This window comes from Stappia stellulata, from assembly GCF_020176715.1.
Taxonomy (GTDB): Bacteria; Pseudomonadota; Alphaproteobacteria; order Rhizobiales; family Stappiaceae; genus Stappia.
In genome coordinates this window covers 563,500-579,837 of record NZ_JAIVMF010000001.1, presented here as the reverse complement: position 1 = coordinate 579,837, position 16,338 = coordinate 563,500, and the positions used below count along the sequence as shown (strand labels likewise).

The window sequence follows — 16,338 nt, the reverse complement described above, 5'->3', positions numbered from 1 at the left end:
CTCATGTCCACACAATCCGCTCCCGCCCGCCTGTCGCGCGAACTGATCGGTGCGTTGATCGTCTTCGCGCTCTTCGCCGGGCTCCCCATCCTCGCCGATGCGATGGGCGATACCTTCGTCGTCTTCTTCACCATCCGCATCATGGTCTTCGCCATCGCCGCCGTCAGCCTGTCGCTGATCCTCGGCTATGGCGCGATGGTGAGCTTCGGCCACGCCGCCTATCTCGGCCTCGGTGCCTATTGCGTCGCCATCCTGGCCGAGCACGGCATCTGGGATGTCACCGTCTCGTTGCCGGTCACGCTGGCCGTCTGCGGCCTTTTCGCGCTGGTAACCGGGGCGATCAGCCTGAAGACGCGCGGGGTCTATTTCATCATGATCACGCTCGCCTTCGGGCAGATGGCCTATTACACGGCAACCTCGCTGTCCGCCTATGGCGGCGACGACGGGCTGACGATGTGGGGGCGCACCGAGATCCTGGGCTCCACCGCGCTCGGCGACCGCACGGTGTTCTACTATGTCGTGCTCGGATGCCTGCTGACCTGCTATCTGCTGGCGCGCATGATCGTCGCCTCGCGCTTCGGACGGGTGCTGCAGGGTGCCAAGCAAAGTGAAATGCGCCTGCGCGCCATCGGTATCGATCCTTACGCCTACCGGCTCATCGCCTATGTCATTGCCGGCATGATGGCGGGGCTTGCCGGGGCGCTTCTGGCCAACGCGGCCGAATTCGTCTCGCCCGCCTATATGTCCTGGCACCGTTCGGGCGAACTCATCGTCATGGTGGTGCTCGGCGGTCTCGGGTCGCTGCTTGGCGCGATCGTTGGGGCTGCGAGCTTTCTGGTGCTGGAGGAGGTGCTGTCCCACTTCACCGAGCACTGGCGGCTGATTTTCGGCCCCTTCCTCGTGCTCGTCGTGCTGTTCGGGCGCGGCGGCCTGATTTCGCTGCTGCCGGGAGGGCGCAAGAATGGCTGAACCGATCCTTGCGCTCGACGATCTCTGCAAGGCCTATGGCGCGCTTAAGGTCACAAGCCACGTCAGCCTTGACGTTCGGCCCGGCGAGATCCACGCGGTGATCGGCCCGAACGGCGCCGGCAAGACCACGCTGATCGGCCAGATCTCCGGCTCGCTCGCCCCCGACAGCGGTCGCATCCGTTTCGACGGCCGGGATGTCACCGCCTTGCCGATGCATGCGCGCGCCCATGCGGGCCTGCTGCGCTCGTTCCAGATCACCGAGATCCTTCCCGCCTTCACCGCGCGCGAGAACGTGGCGCTGGCGCTGCAGGCGCGCGAGGGGCATTCCTTCCGTTTCTGGCGCAACGTGTCGCGCGACGCGGATCTCAATGCCCGCGCCGACGCCTGTCTGGCTGAACTCGGCCTGGAGGCCCGCGCGGAGGTGCCCGCCGGCACGCTGTCGCATGGCGAGAAACGCGCGCTGGAGCTTGCCATCGCCATGGCCTGCGAGCCGAAGCTCCTGCTTCTCGACGAGCCGATGGCCGGCACCGGGCGCGAGGAAACCGACCGTCTGGTCGAGGTCCTGCGCGCGCTCAAGGGGCGCTACGCGATGCTTCTGGTGGAACACGACATGAGTGCCGTCTTCGCGCTGGCCGACCGGATCTCCGTTCTGGTCTACGGCGAGATCGTCGCCACCGGAACGCCGGAGGAAATCCGCGACAATCCACGCGTGCGCGAGGCCTATCTCGGCGAGGAGGCGGTGGCATGACGATGCTGCTCGAAGTGTCCGGGCTGGAAGCCTCCTACGGGGCGGCGAAGGTTCTTTTCGGGATGGAGTTTTCCGTGCCCGCCGGCAAGGTCGTCACGCTCATGGGCCGCAACGGCATGGGCAAGACGACTACGATCCGCGCGCTGCTCGGCATGATTGCCGCCGACGGCGGGCGCATCGTCTTCGACGGCGAGGACGTGACGGGGCGCCCGTCCTATCGGGTCGCGCAGGCCGGCCTCGGGCTGGTGCCGGAGGGTCGGCAGATCTTCCCGACCCTGAGCGTTGAGGAAAACCTGATCGCCACCAGCGCCAATCGGCACGGGGCGACGCCCGGCTGGTCGCTGGAGCGGGTCTATGAGTTCTTCCCGCGCCTGCGCGAGCGTCGGCAGAACATGGGCAACCAGCTGTCGGGCGGCGAGCAGCAGATGCTCGCCATCGGCCGCGCGCTGATGACCAACCCCAAGCTGCTGATCCTGGACGAGGCGACCGAAGGCCTTGCGCCGCTGGTGCGCGCAGAGATCTGGGCCTGCCTGGAACGCCTCAAGGGCGAGGGACAGTCGATCCTCGTCGTCGACAAGAATGTCGATGCGCTGGAAAAGCTCGCCGATGCCCATGTCGTGGTGGAGAAGGGGCAAGTCGTCTGGTCGGGGACATCCGCGGAACTGTCGGCCGACGCCACCATTCGCGAACGCTACCTGAGCGTTTGAGCGCACGTCGAGGCGTTGAAAGTTCTCTTGCGTTCTTGTCATGAGGGCGGTGCGAAGTCGTTCATTCGTCATATCCGGACGTTCCAATTCCGGTTAGGGTCGGTCCCTCACAAATTCTCGATCACGTCACGTGCAAAAGGCACGAGCGCCCGTCCCGTCAGGGTGCGAAGGCACGATCTGCAATCAGCCGCAAAGGGCGATACGCAATGACTTCAGGCCCCAATCATCGTCTCGTGGAACGCGCTCGCCGTCAGATGGAGCAGGGCGGTCTTGACCGGCGCCAGTTTGTTCGCCTTGCCGCGCTTTTCGGCCTCGGAGCGGCAAGTGCCTACGGGCTCGCCGGCCTTTCGGCGCCCGCGCAGGCGAACACGCTCGCCGATTCGCCGTTTCCCGCCGTCGATGCCGAGGCCACGCGTGGCGGGGTCCTGCGCATCGGCATGGGCGTGCAGAAGATGGACGATCCGGCGCTGTTTTCCTGGGGGGAGATGGCCAATCAGGCTCGCCAGGTGCTCGACTATGTCGCGCTGACGGGCGCTGACAACATCACCCGGCCGATGCTCGCCGCCGGGTGGTCGCCCTCCGACGATCTCAAGACCTGGGTGATCACCTTTCGCGAGGGCGTGACCTGGCACAATGGCGATCCCTTCACCGCCGAGGACGTTGCCTGGAACGTGCGGCGCTGGCTCGACGCCACGCTCGGATCCGCCAACATCGGCCTGTCGACCTTCAGCGCGCTGGTGGAGGAAACCGGCGAGCGGGAGGAGGACGGGACGCCGGTGCGCCGTCCCATCGCGGGCGCCGTCGAGGTGGTCGATCCGTTGACGCTGCGCCTGAACCTCGCCAAGCCCGTCTTGTCGGTTCCGGAGGACTTCAGCAATTTCTCCTGCCCCATCGTGCATCCGTCGTTCACCGCGCCGTGGTCGGACAATCCGATCGGCACGGGCGCCTACACGCTCAAGGAGTTGGTCGTCGGCGAACGCTGTATCCTGGAGCGGATGACCACCCGCGCCGATGGCGAAGCCTTCGCCTATTGGGGCGGAGACGTGCTGCTTGACGAGATCCACTACTACGACTTCAGCGTCGACAACCAGTTGCTCGCGCTGGCCGGCGGCGACGTCGATGCGATCTTTGAATTTGGCCCGGAGCAAAAGCCGCTGGCCGAGAGCTTCCCCGGAAAGATCCTGCCGGTGGAGACGGCCTATTGTCTCGTGTGTCGGATGCGCATGGACACGGCACCTTTCGACGATGTGAGGGTGCGCAAGGCTGTGCAATTGTCGATCGACAATGTGGAGATCGCGGCCATTGTTTTTGCCGACGATGCACAGACGGGCGAGAACCATCACGTGTCGCCGGTGCATCCGGAGTATTTCGACCTGCCGAAGACGATGCGCGATGTGGACGGGGCAAAGGCGCTCCTTGCGGAGGCCGGATATGCGGACGGAATCGACCTTACCATCGACGTCGGCAATACCGACGGCGTGTGGCAGCAAACCGTGTGCGAGGCGATGCGCGACCAGATGGCCGACGCCGGTATTCGCCTGACCGTGAACCTGATGCCGGCGACGAAATATTGGGAGGTGTGGACCGAAACGCCGTTCGGCGCGACGTCCTGGGCGCATCGTCCGCTCGGCACCATGGTGCTGTCGCAGGCCTATCGTTCCGGCGTGCCGTGGAATGAGAGCCGCTTCTCCAACCCGGACTTCGACGCCGCCCTGGACGCGGCAGAGGCGATCTTCGATCCCGACGAACGTCGGCAGAAGATGGAGACGGTCGAGCGGCTGCTGCAGGACAGCGGCGCCATCGTACAGCCGCTGTGGCGGCCGATCTACACGATGACAGCGGACAAGGTGCATGGCTTCCCGGCGCATCCGTCGAAGTACCATGTGCTCAACGCCACCTGGGTCGAAAGCTGATGCGGATGCCTGACGGGCCGCACCGAAGCGGTCCGTCAGGCGGTTCCGGGAGCGGGCGGTTCACAGCGAATCGCAGCCGCTGATTTCCCAGTCGTTCTTCAGGGCCTTAAGACGCTCGTTGGCTCGGTAGATGAGGGTTTCGGCCATACCCGCGCGCTGCTTTAAGCGGGATTTTTCGGCTTTGATAAACTCCAGGCGATCTCCGGTGGCGCCATTTCGACGTTCATTTGTGATTTCGAGCCATTCCCGGTTTAAGGCGTCGCGCTCGGTTTCGAGCTTTCGAAGATTGGATTGCTCGCCGGCTATTTCTGTTCGCAGCGAGCGACAATGGTTCCGAAGATTGAAGTCATGCGGTGTCAGGGACATTCGTTTTTCGGGCGCTTCGCCGAATGCTGCGATCTGGAGAGACGTCTGAACCCGTTTGCGGTCATGCATTCGAAAATCCTCATTTTTGCCAAATTTAATTGAGGTCATCCAGACTAGCTCTATTTTTTGATGGCGAATAAAGTCGTTTGAATGCAAGAAAGTATATGAAAATGAAGGGATTTTTTCTTCACTCCTGGGCGCTGAAGGCTGTTCTAGTCTTTGTTTGCTTGCTATTTTCTCCCTCTCCTTCAGCCCACGCCGAGCCTTTCGATGCAGAAGTCTTCATGCGCGATGTTCGAGAGTATCGAACGTTCACCACGGGAGGGCTCGCGCTCTCGCGGGACGACGGGCGGGACTGGTTTCGGGTTCGGAGCCCTTGGCTTCCGTTTCTTGAAAAACAGGTCTCCGAGGCGTTGAGCCCGGATGCACGCCAGCGGCTGCATGTTGCTGTGACAAACAGGGAGTGTGGCGAGGTCGCTGAGATCGAGTTGGCCGCCTACAAGCATTTGTATCCGGAGTTGAGGCTGGCCCTTGCTGAAACGGATATCGGTCCACTGTTTCGCAAGGCGATATTCCCCATCTACTCGCGTGCGTTTTCGTATTGTCAGGCGCTCCGCATTGTCGAGCCCCTCGTTGCGGAGGCGCAAAGGCTGACCGAAGAGTGGGCGGACGAAGTCGACGTCCACACGGCGCAATATTTCATCGGTATCGGTCGTGCGACCGCGACCCGTTCCGTCGAGTTGGACGACAATCGTCTCTTCAGCGCGACGTTCGTCCTCAAGCACCTTGCCGCGTGTCACCATCATGCCGGCGCCTTGGAATTTCTTCTTCGGGTCGACGCTCAACTGAAAAGTCTCAAGTACTTTCCCGACCAGGGCATTTATCTCGTTCGCCTTGGCGAGGCGTTGGGGATCGGGGCGGTCGATAAATTCGAACCGCTAACGGACCTATGGGATGAGGAAGTCCGCGCGCGGATCGAGCGCATCAACCGGGTCTTCGACGAAAACTCGTTGGACGATGCGGTGCATCTGCTTCCCTACCGCGACGACGCGTGCGATCAGCTTCCCGGCTATCTGACCAGGCTGCATGAGCCGCGGAGGGACGCATTGCATCCCTGAGCGGGTGGCATTGCCGTTCTCACCGCGCTTTCACTTGCGTTTCGGCAGGTGACAATTTACTCGTCACTTCCACTAATAGTCATACGAACCGACAGGGGCGAGCATGCCGACCTACCGCTCTAGAACCACCACCCATGGACGCAACATGGCGGGCGCGCGCGGCCTGTGGCGCGCGACCGGCATGAAGGACGGCGATTTCGGCAAGCCGATCATCGCGGTGGTGAACTCCTTTACCCAGTTCGTGCCGGGTCACGTGCACCTGAAGGACCTTGGCCAGCTTGTCGCGCGCGAGATCGAGGCCGCCGGCGGCGTCGCCAAGGAGTTCAACACCATCGCGGTCGATGACGGCATCGCCATGGGCCACGACGGCATGCTCTATTCGCTGCCCTCGCGCGAGATTATCTCCGACAGCGTGGAATATATGGTCAATGCCCATTGCGCCGACGCGATGGTCTGCATTTCCAACTGCGACAAGATCACGCCGGGCATGCTGAGCGCCGCGATGCGGTTGAACATCCCGGCCGTCTTCGTCTCCGGCGGACCGATGGAGGCCGGCAAGGTCCGGCTCGCCGACGGCACCGAGCGGGCGCTGGATCTGGTCGACGCCATGGTCGCGGCCGCCGACGACAACATGTCGGACGAGGATGTCGCGGCGATCGAGCGTTCCGCCTGTCCGACCTGCGGATCATGCTCGGGCATGTTCACGGCGAACTCCATGAACTGCCTGACCGAGGCCCTTGGCCTGTCGCTGCCGGGCAACGGTTCGACGCTCGCGACCCATGCCGACCGTCGGCGTCTCTTCGTCGAGGCGGGGCACCTGATCGTGGATCTTGCCAAGCGCTACTACGAGCAGAACGACGAAAGCGTGCTGCCGCGCAACATCGCCAACCGTCAGGCGTTCCACAACGCCATGTCGCTCGACATTGCCATGGGCGGCTCGACCAACACGGTGCTGCACCTGCTCGCCGCCGCCCGCGAGGGCGAGGTCGATTTCACCATGTCCGACATCGACAAGCTGTCGCGCAAGGTGCCGGTGCTGTGCAAGGTCGCGCCGTCGGTGCCCGACGTGCACATGGAAGACATTCACCGCGCCGGCGGCATCATGGGCATCCTGGGCGAACTCGACCGGGCCGGGCTGATCGACACCTCGCTGCCGATGGTGCACAGCGAAAGCGTCAAGCACGCGCTCGATCAGTGGGACATCAAGCGCACCGACAGCCAGACCGCGCGCGACTTTTTCCGCGCAGGTCCTGCCGGCATTCCCTCGCAGACGGCGTTTTCGCAGGATTGCCGCTACGACAGCGTCGACGACGACCGCGAAAACGGCGTGATCCGCGCGAAGGAGCATGCCTTCTCGCAGGACGGCGGCCTGGCGGTGCTCTACGGCAACATCGCGCTCGACGGCTGCATCGTGAAGACCGCGGGCGTCGATGATTCGATCCTGAAGTTCACCGGCCGGGTGCGCATCTTCGAGAGCCAGGACAGCGCCGTCAGCGCGATCCTGACCAACAAGGTGGAAGCCGGCGACGTGGTGCTGATCCGCTACGAGGGCCCGCGCGGCGGACCCGGCATGCAGGAAATGCTCTATCCGACGAGCTATCTGAAATCCAAGGGTCTCGGAAAGTCCTGCGCGCTTGTCACCGACGGTCGCTTCTCCGGCGGCACCTCGGGCCTTTCCATCGGCCACGTTTCGCCGGAAGCGGCGGAGGGCGGGGCGATCGGTCTGGCGCGGGAAGGCGATACGCTTGAGATCGACATTCCCAACCGCACGATCAATCTGGCGATTTCCGACGAGGAGATGGCCAGCCGGCGCGCCGGGATGGAAGCCAAGGGCCCGAATGCCTGGAAGCCCGAGGAAAAGCGCACCCGCAAGATCACGACGGCACTCAAGGCCTATGCGCTGCTGACGACCTCGGCGGCGGAAGGGGCCGTGCGCCGCGTCGACTGAGATCCCGCGCACATTATTTCAATCATGATCCGGAAACGGGCGGCCTCTGGTCGCCCGTTTTCTTGTGCGATTGCCGTGTATGGCGCGAAAGCCGTCTTTGCCTTGGGCGCGAGGGGGCAGTACCGTCGGCGGACCGGAGCCCACGCGAGGCCCGGCATTGAAGGAAGGACTTTCGGGTGAAACGGAACGGGCTGTATCTGATTATTGTCGTTCTCGCCGTCGCGGCGGGTGTGTTGGGCTACAAGGTCTATCAGGACCAGCAGCAGGCCTCGGGTATCAACATCCAGGTCGGCGAAGAAGGTATCTCTGTCGAGACCAAGTAAGGCGCGACCTCCCTTACGCCCGCTCGATGCGGCCCTGGTAGCAATTGTTGCGGGCCGAGCGCAGATGCACAAAGGCGATGTCGTCGCGTGCAAGCAAGGCCTCGGCGCGCGCCTCGATCTGCGACGTGTCGACCACGTCCCCGGTGCCATAGACGATCCGCTGGTCATGGCCGTAGCCGCGCATGATCAGCCTGTCCATCCCGGCGAACATATCCGGTAGCGTGTCGCTGTCCGGATGTCGTTCGCAGGGCTCAGCGCACAGGAAGATCGGGCCGATCTCCGCATAGGGCTGGGCTTGGGGGAACGGCCGGTGGGCGAGGATCAGGTAAGGCGCGCCTTCGGGTATCTGCCTCAGGCAGTGCCGGCAGGGGAGGCCTCCGCCGCTGGAAGTCGCCCTCTCCGGCGTCTGGCCGTTGGCATCGGGACCGCCCGCCTGATAGCGGCGGACGGTGTCGGTATCGAGTGCGAGAAATCGAAGTGCGGCCATGGTCTGCCTCCGTCTGGCAATGAGTGCACCAGACGGATAGCCGTATGGGTGGGGCGTGGGCGACCCGATTTGCGAGCGGTCCCGCGCCGGATTGGCGGCGGATTACTCCGCTGCCTCCCGGAAGGCCGGATTGTGGGTCTTCGGCTTGGCCTTGAGCTTGAGTTCCTTCAGCTCTTCGCGCTCCCGCTCCGCATTCCTGAGCAACTGGAACTTGCCCGGCTGATACTGTTTCGGCGCGAAAATGTCGCCGAAGCCGTAGTCGCCGGCAGCCCTCAGCGTGAAGGCGGGGTCGGCGAGATGCGGCCGGCCGAGCGCGATGAGGTCCGCGCGGCCCGCCGCCAGGATCGTGTTCGCCTGGTCCGCCGAGGTGATTGCCCCCACTGCCATGGTCGCGATGCCGCTCTCGTTGCGGATCTGGTCGGCGTAGGACGTCTGGAACATGCGTCCGTAGACCGGCGCGCTGTCGGGACTGGTCTGTCCGGTGGAGACGTCGATCAGGTCGACGCCGGCTTCGGCAAAGGCCTTGGCGATAACAACGCTGTCGTCGCCGGTAATCCCGCCCTCGATCCAGTCGGTCGCCGAGACGCGCACCGACATCGGCTTGTCGTCGGGCCAGGCCGCACGCACTGCCGTAAACACCTCCAGCGGGAAGCGCAGGCGGTTTTCCAGCGATCCGCCGTAGTCGTCGGTACGCGTGTTGGTGATCGGCGACAGGAAGCTCGCCAGCAGATAGCCGTGGGCGCAATGCAGCTCCAGCATGTCGAAGCCGGCGCGCGCGCCGCGCTGCGCGGCGGCGACGAAGTCCGCCTTCACCGTGTCCATGTCGGCCCGGTCCATCGCCTTGGGCGTCTGGCTTTCGGGATAATAGGGAAGGGGCGAGGCGGATAGGATCGGCCAGGCTTCTTCAGCCGGAAGCGGACGGTCCATGCCCTCCCACATCAGCTTCGAGGCGCCCTTGCGGCCCGCGTGACCGATCTGCAGACAGATCTTCGCTTCCGACTGGGAATGTGCGAAATCGACGATCCGCTTCCAGGCCGCTTCCTGTTCGTCGCTCCAGATGCCGGCACAGCCCGGCGTGATGCGGGCCGTCGGCGAGACGCAGGTCATCTCGGTAAAGACCAGACCCGCCCCGCCCATGGCGCGCGAGCCGTAATGCACGAGATGGAAGTCCTGCGGGACGCCGTCGACGGCGGAATACATGCACATCGGCGAGACGACGAAGCGGTTGGCAAGCGTCATGTCGCGAAGGCGGTAGGGCTGGAACGCCGGAACGACGGGATCCTGCGTGTCGACGTCGAAGCCCGACGCCTTGACCTTTTCCGCGAAGGCGCGGGTCGCCTTGGCGACGAAATCGGGCGCGCGCAGGTCGAGATTGTCGTAGGTGATCGCCTTGGAGCGGGTCATCACGCCGAAGGCGAAGGTGACCGGATCCATGTGCCAGTAGCGCTTGACGTGCTCGAACCACACCAGCGACACGTCGGCGGCGTGCTGGGTCTTTTCCACTTCCTCGCGGCGGGTGTCCTCGAAGTCGGCAAGGGCGGCCGGCACGTCGGCGGTGCGCATCACGCTTTCATAAAGCGCGATGGCGTCTTCCATGGCGAGCTTGGTGCCCGAGCCGATGGAAAAATGCGCCGTCGACTTGGCGTCGCCCAGCAGCACGACATTGTCCATCGTCGTGCGGGCGTTGCGGATCATCGGGAAGTTGCGCCACATCGAGCGGTTGATCTTGAGCTTGTGGCCGTCGAGTTCCTCCGCGAAGACGCCTTCCAGGAAGGTCGCGGACTCCTGCTCGCTCATGTGTTCCAGACCGGCCTTGTCGAAGGTCTCCGGGTCGGTCTCCAGCACCCAGGTCGAGAGGCCCGGCTCATACTGGTAGGTGTGGGCGATGAAGATGCCGTGCTCGGTTTCCTTGAAATAGAAGGTGAAGGCGTCGAGCGGCTTGGTCGAGCCCATCCAGGTGAACTTGTTGGGACGCAGGTCGACGCTCGGCTGGAAGTGGTCGCGATGCGCTTCGCGCACGGCGGAATTGATGCCGTCGGCGGCGATGATCAGGTCCGCATCGGCGAACTGCTCGATGCCCTTGATGTCCGCCTCGAAGTGCATCTCGATGCCGAGCTGGCTTGCGCGCTCCTGGAGGAGCAGCAAGAGGGTGCGGCGCGAACAGCCGCAGAACCCGTTGCCGCCGATGCGGAAGACGTCATCCTTGTAGTGGATGGCGATGTCGTCCCAATAGGCGAAATTCTCGGTGATCGCCCGGTAGCTCTCCGCGTCGTAGCGCTCGAAGGTCTCCAGCGTCTGGTCGGAAAACACCACGCCGAAGCCGAATGTGTCGTCCGCCTTGTTGCGCTCGTGCACCGTGATGCGTGTGTCCGGCCGCGCCTTTTTCATCAGGATCGCGAAATACAGGCCCGCCGGGCCGCCGCCGATTACCTCGATACGCATGACCGTTCCTCTCCTTGTGCGCCGGCCGACCCATTTCACCGGGAGCTGGCGCTTGCGTCCGTGCTGGAGATATTTTAAACTTAAAATAATTCGGGGCGCAATGGTCGTTGTTTCCCTTACGTGGACGTTAGGTGAAACGGATTGAGCCGGCCGGCGCAGGCATCAAAGGAGTCGCATCTCATGACACAGGGACCGCTGCACGGCCGTCATGCGCTTGTGACCGGGGGAGGCCGCGGTATCGGCGTGGCGATTGCAAAGCGCCTCGTCGCCGAAGGCGCGCTCGTCACGATTCTCGGGCGCAATGCGACCCGCGCCGAACAGGTCGCCAAGACCCTTGGCGCAGCCGGCTTCGTCTCGGCGGATGTGACCGACCGGGACGGCTTGAGCGAGGCGATCCGCGCGGCGGAAGAGCGCCACGGCGGCGTGTCGATCCTGATCAACAATGCCGGGGCTGCCGAAAGCGCTCCCTTCCTCAAGACCCCGCCCGAGCAGTTCCAGCGGATGCTCTCGGTCAATCTGGACAGTGTGGTGACGGCCTGCCATGCGGTGCTGCCCGGCATGATCGCGGCCGGAACGGGCCGGATCGTCAACATCGCCTCCACCGCCGGCCTCAAGGGCTATCGCTATGTCTCCGCCTATGTTGCGGCGAAACATGCGGTGGTCGGTCTGACCAAGGCGCTGGCGCTGGAAACGGCGGAAACCGGGGTGACCGTCAATGCGGTCTGTCCGGGGTTTGCCGACACCGACCTTGTCCGCGAGAGCGTTGCGAGAATTCGCGAGAAGACCGGGCGCGAGGAGGCGGACATCGTCGCCGACATGGTGCGCGACAATCCCCAGAAACGCCTGATCGATCCGCAGGAAGTGGCCGATTGCGTGTTTTGGCTCACCGGCGACGGTGCGCGGTCGGTCACCGGCCAGTCGCTGGCGGTTGCCGGCGGCGAAGTGATGTGAGGCGCTGATGGAAAAGCTCGTCGACGAGGACCTGCCGGAGACGGTCGATGCCGAAACCCGGGTGCAGGGCAGCGGCGATCACCACGCCGAGCTGCGGCTCTGGCTGAGAATGCTCACCTGCACAAACCTGATCGAATGCGAGATCCGCTCGCTGCTGCGTACGCGTTTCGACGTGACGCTGCCGCGCTTCGATCTGATGGCGCAGCTGGAACGCGCGCCGGACGGCATGACGCTGGGCGACCTGTCGCGCCGCATGATGGTGTCGGCCGGAAATGTCACCGGCCTTGTCGAGCGGCTGGTGCAGGACGGTCTCGTCGAGCGGCGCCCGGCGCCGGGCGACCGGCGGTCCGCGCTCGTCAGCCTGACGGACAGCGGCCGGGCGAGCTTCGAGACGATGGCTGCGGCCCATGCCGACTGGGTGGCGGATCTGTTTGCCGGCCTGGACGCCGGCGATATCGACGCGCTGATGGGTCTGCTTGCCAAAGCCAAGGCCTCCGCGCGCGTGGCGGCCGAGGGCGCGCCGCACGTTTCCACACAAGCAACACTGGCGAAAAAGGACACCGCCGATGGCTGACGTCGCCCCGCAGGAAACCTACGCGATCACGCTGCCCGTGCGGGACTACACCCCGCAGCACTTCCTGCTGGATGTGGCCGGCAAGACGGCGACGATCACGCTGAACCGGCCGGACCGCAAGAACCCGCTGACTTTCCAGTCCTACGCCGAGCTGCGCGACCTGTTTCGCGCGCTTCAGTTCGACGAGGAGATCAAGACCATCGTCGTGACCGGGGCGGGCGGCCATTTCTGCTCCGGCGGCGACGTCTTCGAGATCATCGAGCCGCTGCTGTCGCGCGACATGCCGGGCCTCCTGCAGTTCACCACGATGACCGGCGAACTGGTCAAGGCGATGCGCGCCTGTCCGCAGCCGATCGTCGCCGCCATTGATGGTGTGTGCGTCGGTGCCGGCGCGATCATCGCCATGGCCTCGGACCTGCGCGTCGGAACGAAAAAGGCGAAAGTCGCCTTCCTGTTCAACCGCGTCGGCCTTGCCGGCTGCGACATGGGCGCCTGCGCGATCCTGCCGCGCATCATCGGTCACGGCCGGGCGTCGGAGCTTCTCTACACCGGCCGCGTCATGAGCGGCGAGGAGGCCGAGCGCTGGGGCTTCTTCAACCGGCTGGTCGACAGCGATGCGGTGCTGTCGGACGCGCGTGCGCTCGCCGACAGCCTTTCCGCCGGTCCGACCTTCGCCAACTCCATGACCAAGCGGATGATGCACATGGAATGGGACATGTCGGTCGACCAGGCGATCGAGGCCGAGGCGCTGGCCCAGGCGGTCTGCATGAAGACCGAGGACTATCGCCGTGCTTTCGAGGCCTTCGCCGCCAAGCAGACGCCGGTGTTTCAGGGCAACTGAGGCCGCGCTTTTCGCAAGGATTTCGCCATGACCGACACAAGCTTTCTCGACTGGCCGTTCTTCGATGACAGCCACCGTGCCTTCGCCGCCGAGGTGGACGCCTGGGCGGGCGAACACGCGGAAGCGTTGGTCGATCACCATGACGTCGACGGCTCCTGCCGCCGGCTGGTCGCGGCGCTGGGCAAGGCCGGCATCCTCAAGGCAGCGGTGCCGGCGGCTTATGGCGGCTTGAGCCAGAAGCTCGACGTGCGCCGGCTCTGCATCGCCCGCGAGACGCTGGCCCGCCACGCCGGGCTTGCCGATTTCGCTTTCGCCATGCAGGGGCTGGGCACCGGCTCGATCTCGCTCTTCGGCTCGGACGATCTGAAAGGGCGCTATCTGCCGCCGGTCGGGCGCGGGGAAAAGCTCGCGGCCTTCGCCTTGTCCGAGCCGGAAGCAGGTTCCGATGTCGCCGCCCTTGCAACGGTTGCGGAACCGGACGGGCCGGATCATGTCCTGATCACCGGCGAGAAGACCTGGATCTCCAACGGCGGGATCGCCGACCATTACGTCGTCTTCGCCCGCACCGGCGAGGCGCCCGGCGCGCGCGGCCTGTCCGCCTTCGTCGTCGATGCCGATGCTCCCGGTTTCAGCATTCGCGAACGGATCGACACCGTCGCGCCGCACCCGCTGGCGACACTTGGTTTCGAGGGCGTGCGCGTTCCCGTCTCCGCCCGCCTCGGCAAGGGCGGTGAGGGGTTCAAGGTGGCGATGGCAACGCTCGACATCTTTCGCTCCACCGTCGGCGCGGCCGCGCTCGGCTTCGCCCGCAGGGCGCTGGACGAGACGCTGGAGCACACCACGCGGCGTGAGCTCTTCGGCGCGCCGCTCGCCGACCTGCAGATGACGCAGGGGCGTCTTGCCGACATGATCGCCGACGTCGATGCGGCAGCCCTTCTCGTCTATCGCGCCGCCTGGACCAAGGACATGGGGGCTGCCCGCGTCACCCGCGAGGCCGCCCTTGCCAAGATGGTGGCGACGGAAAACGCGCAAAAGGTCGTCGACAGCGCGGTGCAGCTTCATGGCGGCAACGGCGTGCGCGTCGGCACCAAGATCGAGGAACTCTACCGCGACGTCCGCGCCCTTCGCATCTACGAGGGCGCGACGGAAATCCAGAAGGTGGTGATCGCCCGCCAGGCGATTGCCGATCACGCCGCGCGCGCCCAGTCGCGCGCAGCCGCCGCCGAATAAAGCCAAGACGAAGCGCCGGACAACCGGCCGTTGACACCCATCCAGAGGAGAGCCGCATGGCAAAGTCAGCGCATCTCGACACCTTCACCCGGGACAATCTTCCCCCGCAGGAGATGTGGCCGGAGTTCATCAATCTCGACCGGCTCGGCTATCCCGAGCGGCTGAACTGCGCGAGCGAACTGCTCGACCGCAATGTCTCGGAAGGCCGCGGCGACAAGCCGGCGCTGGTGTCCCCGACGACGAGCTGGACCTACGCCGAGCTTGCCGAAAAGGTCAATCGCATCGCCAATGTGCTGGTCGATGACTTCGGACTGAAGCCCGGCAACCGGGTTCTGCTGCGCTTTCCCAACACGCCGATGATGACGGCGGTCTATTTCGCCGTTCTCAAGGCCGGCGGCGTCGTCGTTGCCACCATGCCGCTGCTGCGGGCCAAGGAGCTGGCGGTCATCACCGACAAGGCGGAGCTGTCGCTCGCCATTTGCGATCATCGCCTGGCCGAGGAGATGGAGCTGACCCGCAGGCGCACGGACCGTCTGGAGCAGATCCTCTACAGCGGAGGCGAGGGCGACGACACGCTGGAAGCGCGCATGGAGCGCGCATCGCCCGAGTTCACCGCCTGCGACACGGCGGCCGACGATGTCTGCCTGCTCGGCTTCACCTCGGGCACGACCGGCGAGCCGAAGGCGACCATGCATTTTCACCGCGACATGCTGGCGATCTGCGACTGCTATTCGCGCGAGGTCCTGCGTCCGCTGGAAAGCGATGTCTTCATCGGCTCGCCGCCGCTTGCCTTCACCTTCGGCCTCGGCGGCCTGGTGCTCTTTCCCTTCCGCGCCGGCGCAACCGCGATCCTTCTGGAAAAGGCGGGGCCGGACGAGCTTCTGGCCGCGATCCCGAAGATGCGGCCGACGGTGGTCTTCACCGCGCCGACGGCCTATCGGGCGATCCTTGCCAAGCGCGGTGACACGGATCTTTCGTCCCTGCGCAAATGCGTGTCGGCCGGCGAGGCGCTGCCCAAGGCGACCTGGGACGACTGGCATGCGGCGACCGGCATCAAGATCCTCGACGGGATCGGCGCGACCGAGCTCCTGCACATCTTCATCGCCGCGCGCGAAGACGAGGTGCGCCCGGGCGCGACCGGCAAGCCGGTCCCGGGCTATGAGGCGAAGGTCATCGGTCCCGATGGCAAGGAGGTGCCGGACGGCACGCCCGGACGTCTGGCCGTGCGCGGACCGACCGGCTGCCGCTATCTCGCCGATCGCCGTCAGGCTGACTATGTCATCGACGGCTGGAACGTGACTGGCGACACCTATATTCGCGATGCCGACGGCTATTTCTGGTATCAGGCGCGCTCCGACGACATGATCGTCTCGTCGGGCTACAACATCGCCGGGCCGGAAGTGGAGGGCACGCTGCTTGCCCATCCGGTCGTTGCGGAATGCGGCGTGGTCGGCGCCCCGGACCCCGACCGCGGCCGCATCGTCAAGGCCTATATCGTGCTGAAGCCGGGCGTGACCGGCGATGCGGCGCTCGCGAAGGAATTGCAGGACTACGTCAAGGCCGAGCTCGCTCCCTACAAGTACCCGCGCGCCATCGAGTTTGTCAGCGAACTGCCGCGCACCGAAACCGGCAAGCTGCAACGCTTTGCCCTGCGCGAGATCGCGGCCAGTGAATCGGGCGACGCGGGTTCCGCGCGCGCCGCCTCCTGAACATGGAAATGA

The 16,338-nt window shown here is 64.9% G+C and carries 15 protein-coding genes; 12 read left to right on the top strand and 3 right to left on the bottom strand.

The window, feature by feature from the left end:
• Positions 1-3: 3 nt before the first annotated feature.
• The 4 genes from LC092_RS02630 to LC092_RS02615 all read left to right on the top strand — a co-directional run bounded on the left by LC092_RS02630 (position 4) and on the right by LC092_RS02615 (position 4,337).
• Positions 4-969 carry a branched-chain amino acid ABC transporter permease gene (locus LC092_RS02630; protein WP_224804758.1) on the top strand — a complete coding sequence of 322 codons (966 nt, stop codon included), beginning with the start codon at positions 4-6 and terminating at the stop codon, positions 967-969.
• Positions 962-1,717: an ABC transporter ATP-binding protein gene (locus LC092_RS02625; protein ID WP_224804756.1), complete on the top strand. Its 756-nt coding sequence runs from the start codon at positions 962-964 to the stop codon at positions 1,715-1,717. Before LC092_RS02630 ends, LC092_RS02625 begins: the two co-directional genes overlap by 8 nt.
• A complete protein-coding gene (locus LC092_RS02620; RefSeq protein WP_224804754.1) occupies positions 1,714-2,424 on the top strand; it encodes an ABC transporter ATP-binding protein in 711 nt (236 codons plus the stop codon). The genes LC092_RS02625 and LC092_RS02620 overlap by 4 nt, the downstream gene beginning before the upstream one ends.
• A 206-nt stretch (positions 2,425-2,630) precedes the next feature.
• The gene (locus tag LC092_RS02615; protein WP_224804752.1) at positions 2,631-4,337 is read left to right on the top strand and encodes an ABC transporter substrate-binding protein; all 1,707 of its coding nucleotides are present in this window, start codon (positions 2,631-2,633) and stop codon (positions 4,335-4,337) included.
• Positions 4,338-4,397: 60 nt separating this feature from the next.
• Here the strand turns inward: LC092_RS02615 and LC092_RS02610 are convergent, their stop codons facing one another.
• On the bottom strand, positions 4,398-4,772 hold the full coding sequence (locus LC092_RS02610; RefSeq protein WP_224804750.1) for a hypothetical protein: 375 nt from the start codon (positions 4,770-4,772) through the stop codon (positions 4,398-4,400).
• Between the two features lie 95 nt (positions 4,773-4,867).
• Between LC092_RS02610 and LC092_RS02605 the strand changes: the two genes are divergently transcribed.
• The 3 genes from LC092_RS02605 to LC092_RS02595 all read left to right on the top strand — a co-directional run bounded on the left by LC092_RS02605 (position 4,868) and on the right by LC092_RS02595 (position 8,092).
• Positions 4,868-5,821 carry a hypothetical protein gene (locus LC092_RS02605; protein ID WP_224804748.1) on the top strand — a complete coding sequence of 318 codons (954 nt, stop codon included), beginning with the start codon at positions 4,868-4,870 and terminating at the stop codon, positions 5,819-5,821.
• A 103-nt stretch (positions 5,822-5,924) separates the two neighbouring features.
• Positions 5,925-7,769, top strand: coding sequence for a dihydroxy-acid dehydratase (gene ilvD / locus LC092_RS02600; protein ID WP_224804746.1), 1,845 nt, complete (start codon positions 5,925-5,927; stop codon positions 7,767-7,769).
• Between the two features lie 176 nt (positions 7,770-7,945).
• Positions 7,946-8,092 carry a hypothetical protein gene (locus LC092_RS02595; RefSeq protein WP_224804743.1) on the top strand — a complete coding sequence of 49 codons (147 nt, stop codon included), beginning with the start codon at positions 7,946-7,948 and terminating at the stop codon, positions 8,090-8,092.
• 13 nt (positions 8,093-8,105) lie between these two features.
• Here the strand turns inward: LC092_RS02595 and LC092_RS02590 are convergent, their stop codons facing one another.
• Both LC092_RS02590 and LC092_RS02585 read right to left on the bottom strand, forming a co-directional pair.
• Positions 8,106-8,579 carry a DUF1203 domain-containing protein gene (locus tag LC092_RS02590; RefSeq protein ID WP_224804741.1) on the bottom strand — a complete coding sequence of 158 codons (474 nt, stop codon included), beginning with the start codon at positions 8,577-8,579 and terminating at the stop codon, positions 8,106-8,108.
• Positions 8,580-8,681: 102 nt separating this feature from the next.
• Positions 8,682-11,021: a bifunctional salicylyl-CoA 5-hydroxylase/oxidoreductase gene (locus LC092_RS02585; RefSeq protein ID WP_224804739.1), complete on the bottom strand. Its 2,340-nt coding sequence runs from the start codon at positions 11,019-11,021 to the stop codon at positions 8,682-8,684.
• Between the two features lie 180 nt (positions 11,022-11,201).
• Here LC092_RS02585 and LC092_RS02580 point away from each other — a divergent pair, with 180 nt between their 5' ends.
• From LC092_RS02580 to LC092_RS02560, 5 genes are read left to right on the top strand one after another with little or no spacing between them, the layout of a single operon-like run.
• Entirely contained in the window at positions 11,202-11,972 is a 771-nt protein-coding gene (locus tag LC092_RS02580; protein WP_224804737.1) for an SDR family NAD(P)-dependent oxidoreductase, read from the top strand.
• 7 nt (positions 11,973-11,979) lie between these two features.
• Positions 11,980-12,546, top strand: a complete 567-nt coding sequence (locus tag LC092_RS02575) for a MarR family winged helix-turn-helix transcriptional regulator (protein WP_224804735.1) — start codon at positions 11,980-11,982, stop codon at positions 12,544-12,546.
• The gene (locus LC092_RS02570; RefSeq protein ID WP_224804733.1) at positions 12,539-13,387 is read left to right on the top strand and encodes an enoyl-CoA hydratase family protein; all 849 of its coding nucleotides are present in this window, start codon (positions 12,539-12,541) and stop codon (positions 13,385-13,387) included. The genes LC092_RS02575 and LC092_RS02570 overlap by 8 nt, the downstream gene beginning before the upstream one ends.
• A 27-nt stretch (positions 13,388-13,414) precedes the next feature.
• Positions 13,415-14,617 (top strand): acyl-CoA dehydrogenase family protein, encoded by a 1,203-nt coding sequence (locus tag LC092_RS02565; RefSeq protein WP_224804731.1) that lies wholly within the window; start codon positions 13,415-13,417, stop codon positions 14,615-14,617.
• 56 nt (positions 14,618-14,673) lie between these two features.
• Entirely contained in the window at positions 14,674-16,326 is a 1,653-nt protein-coding gene (locus tag LC092_RS02560; protein ID WP_224804728.1) for a benzoate-CoA ligase family protein, read from the top strand.
• The last annotated feature ends 12 nt before the right edge of the window (positions 16,327-16,338 follow it).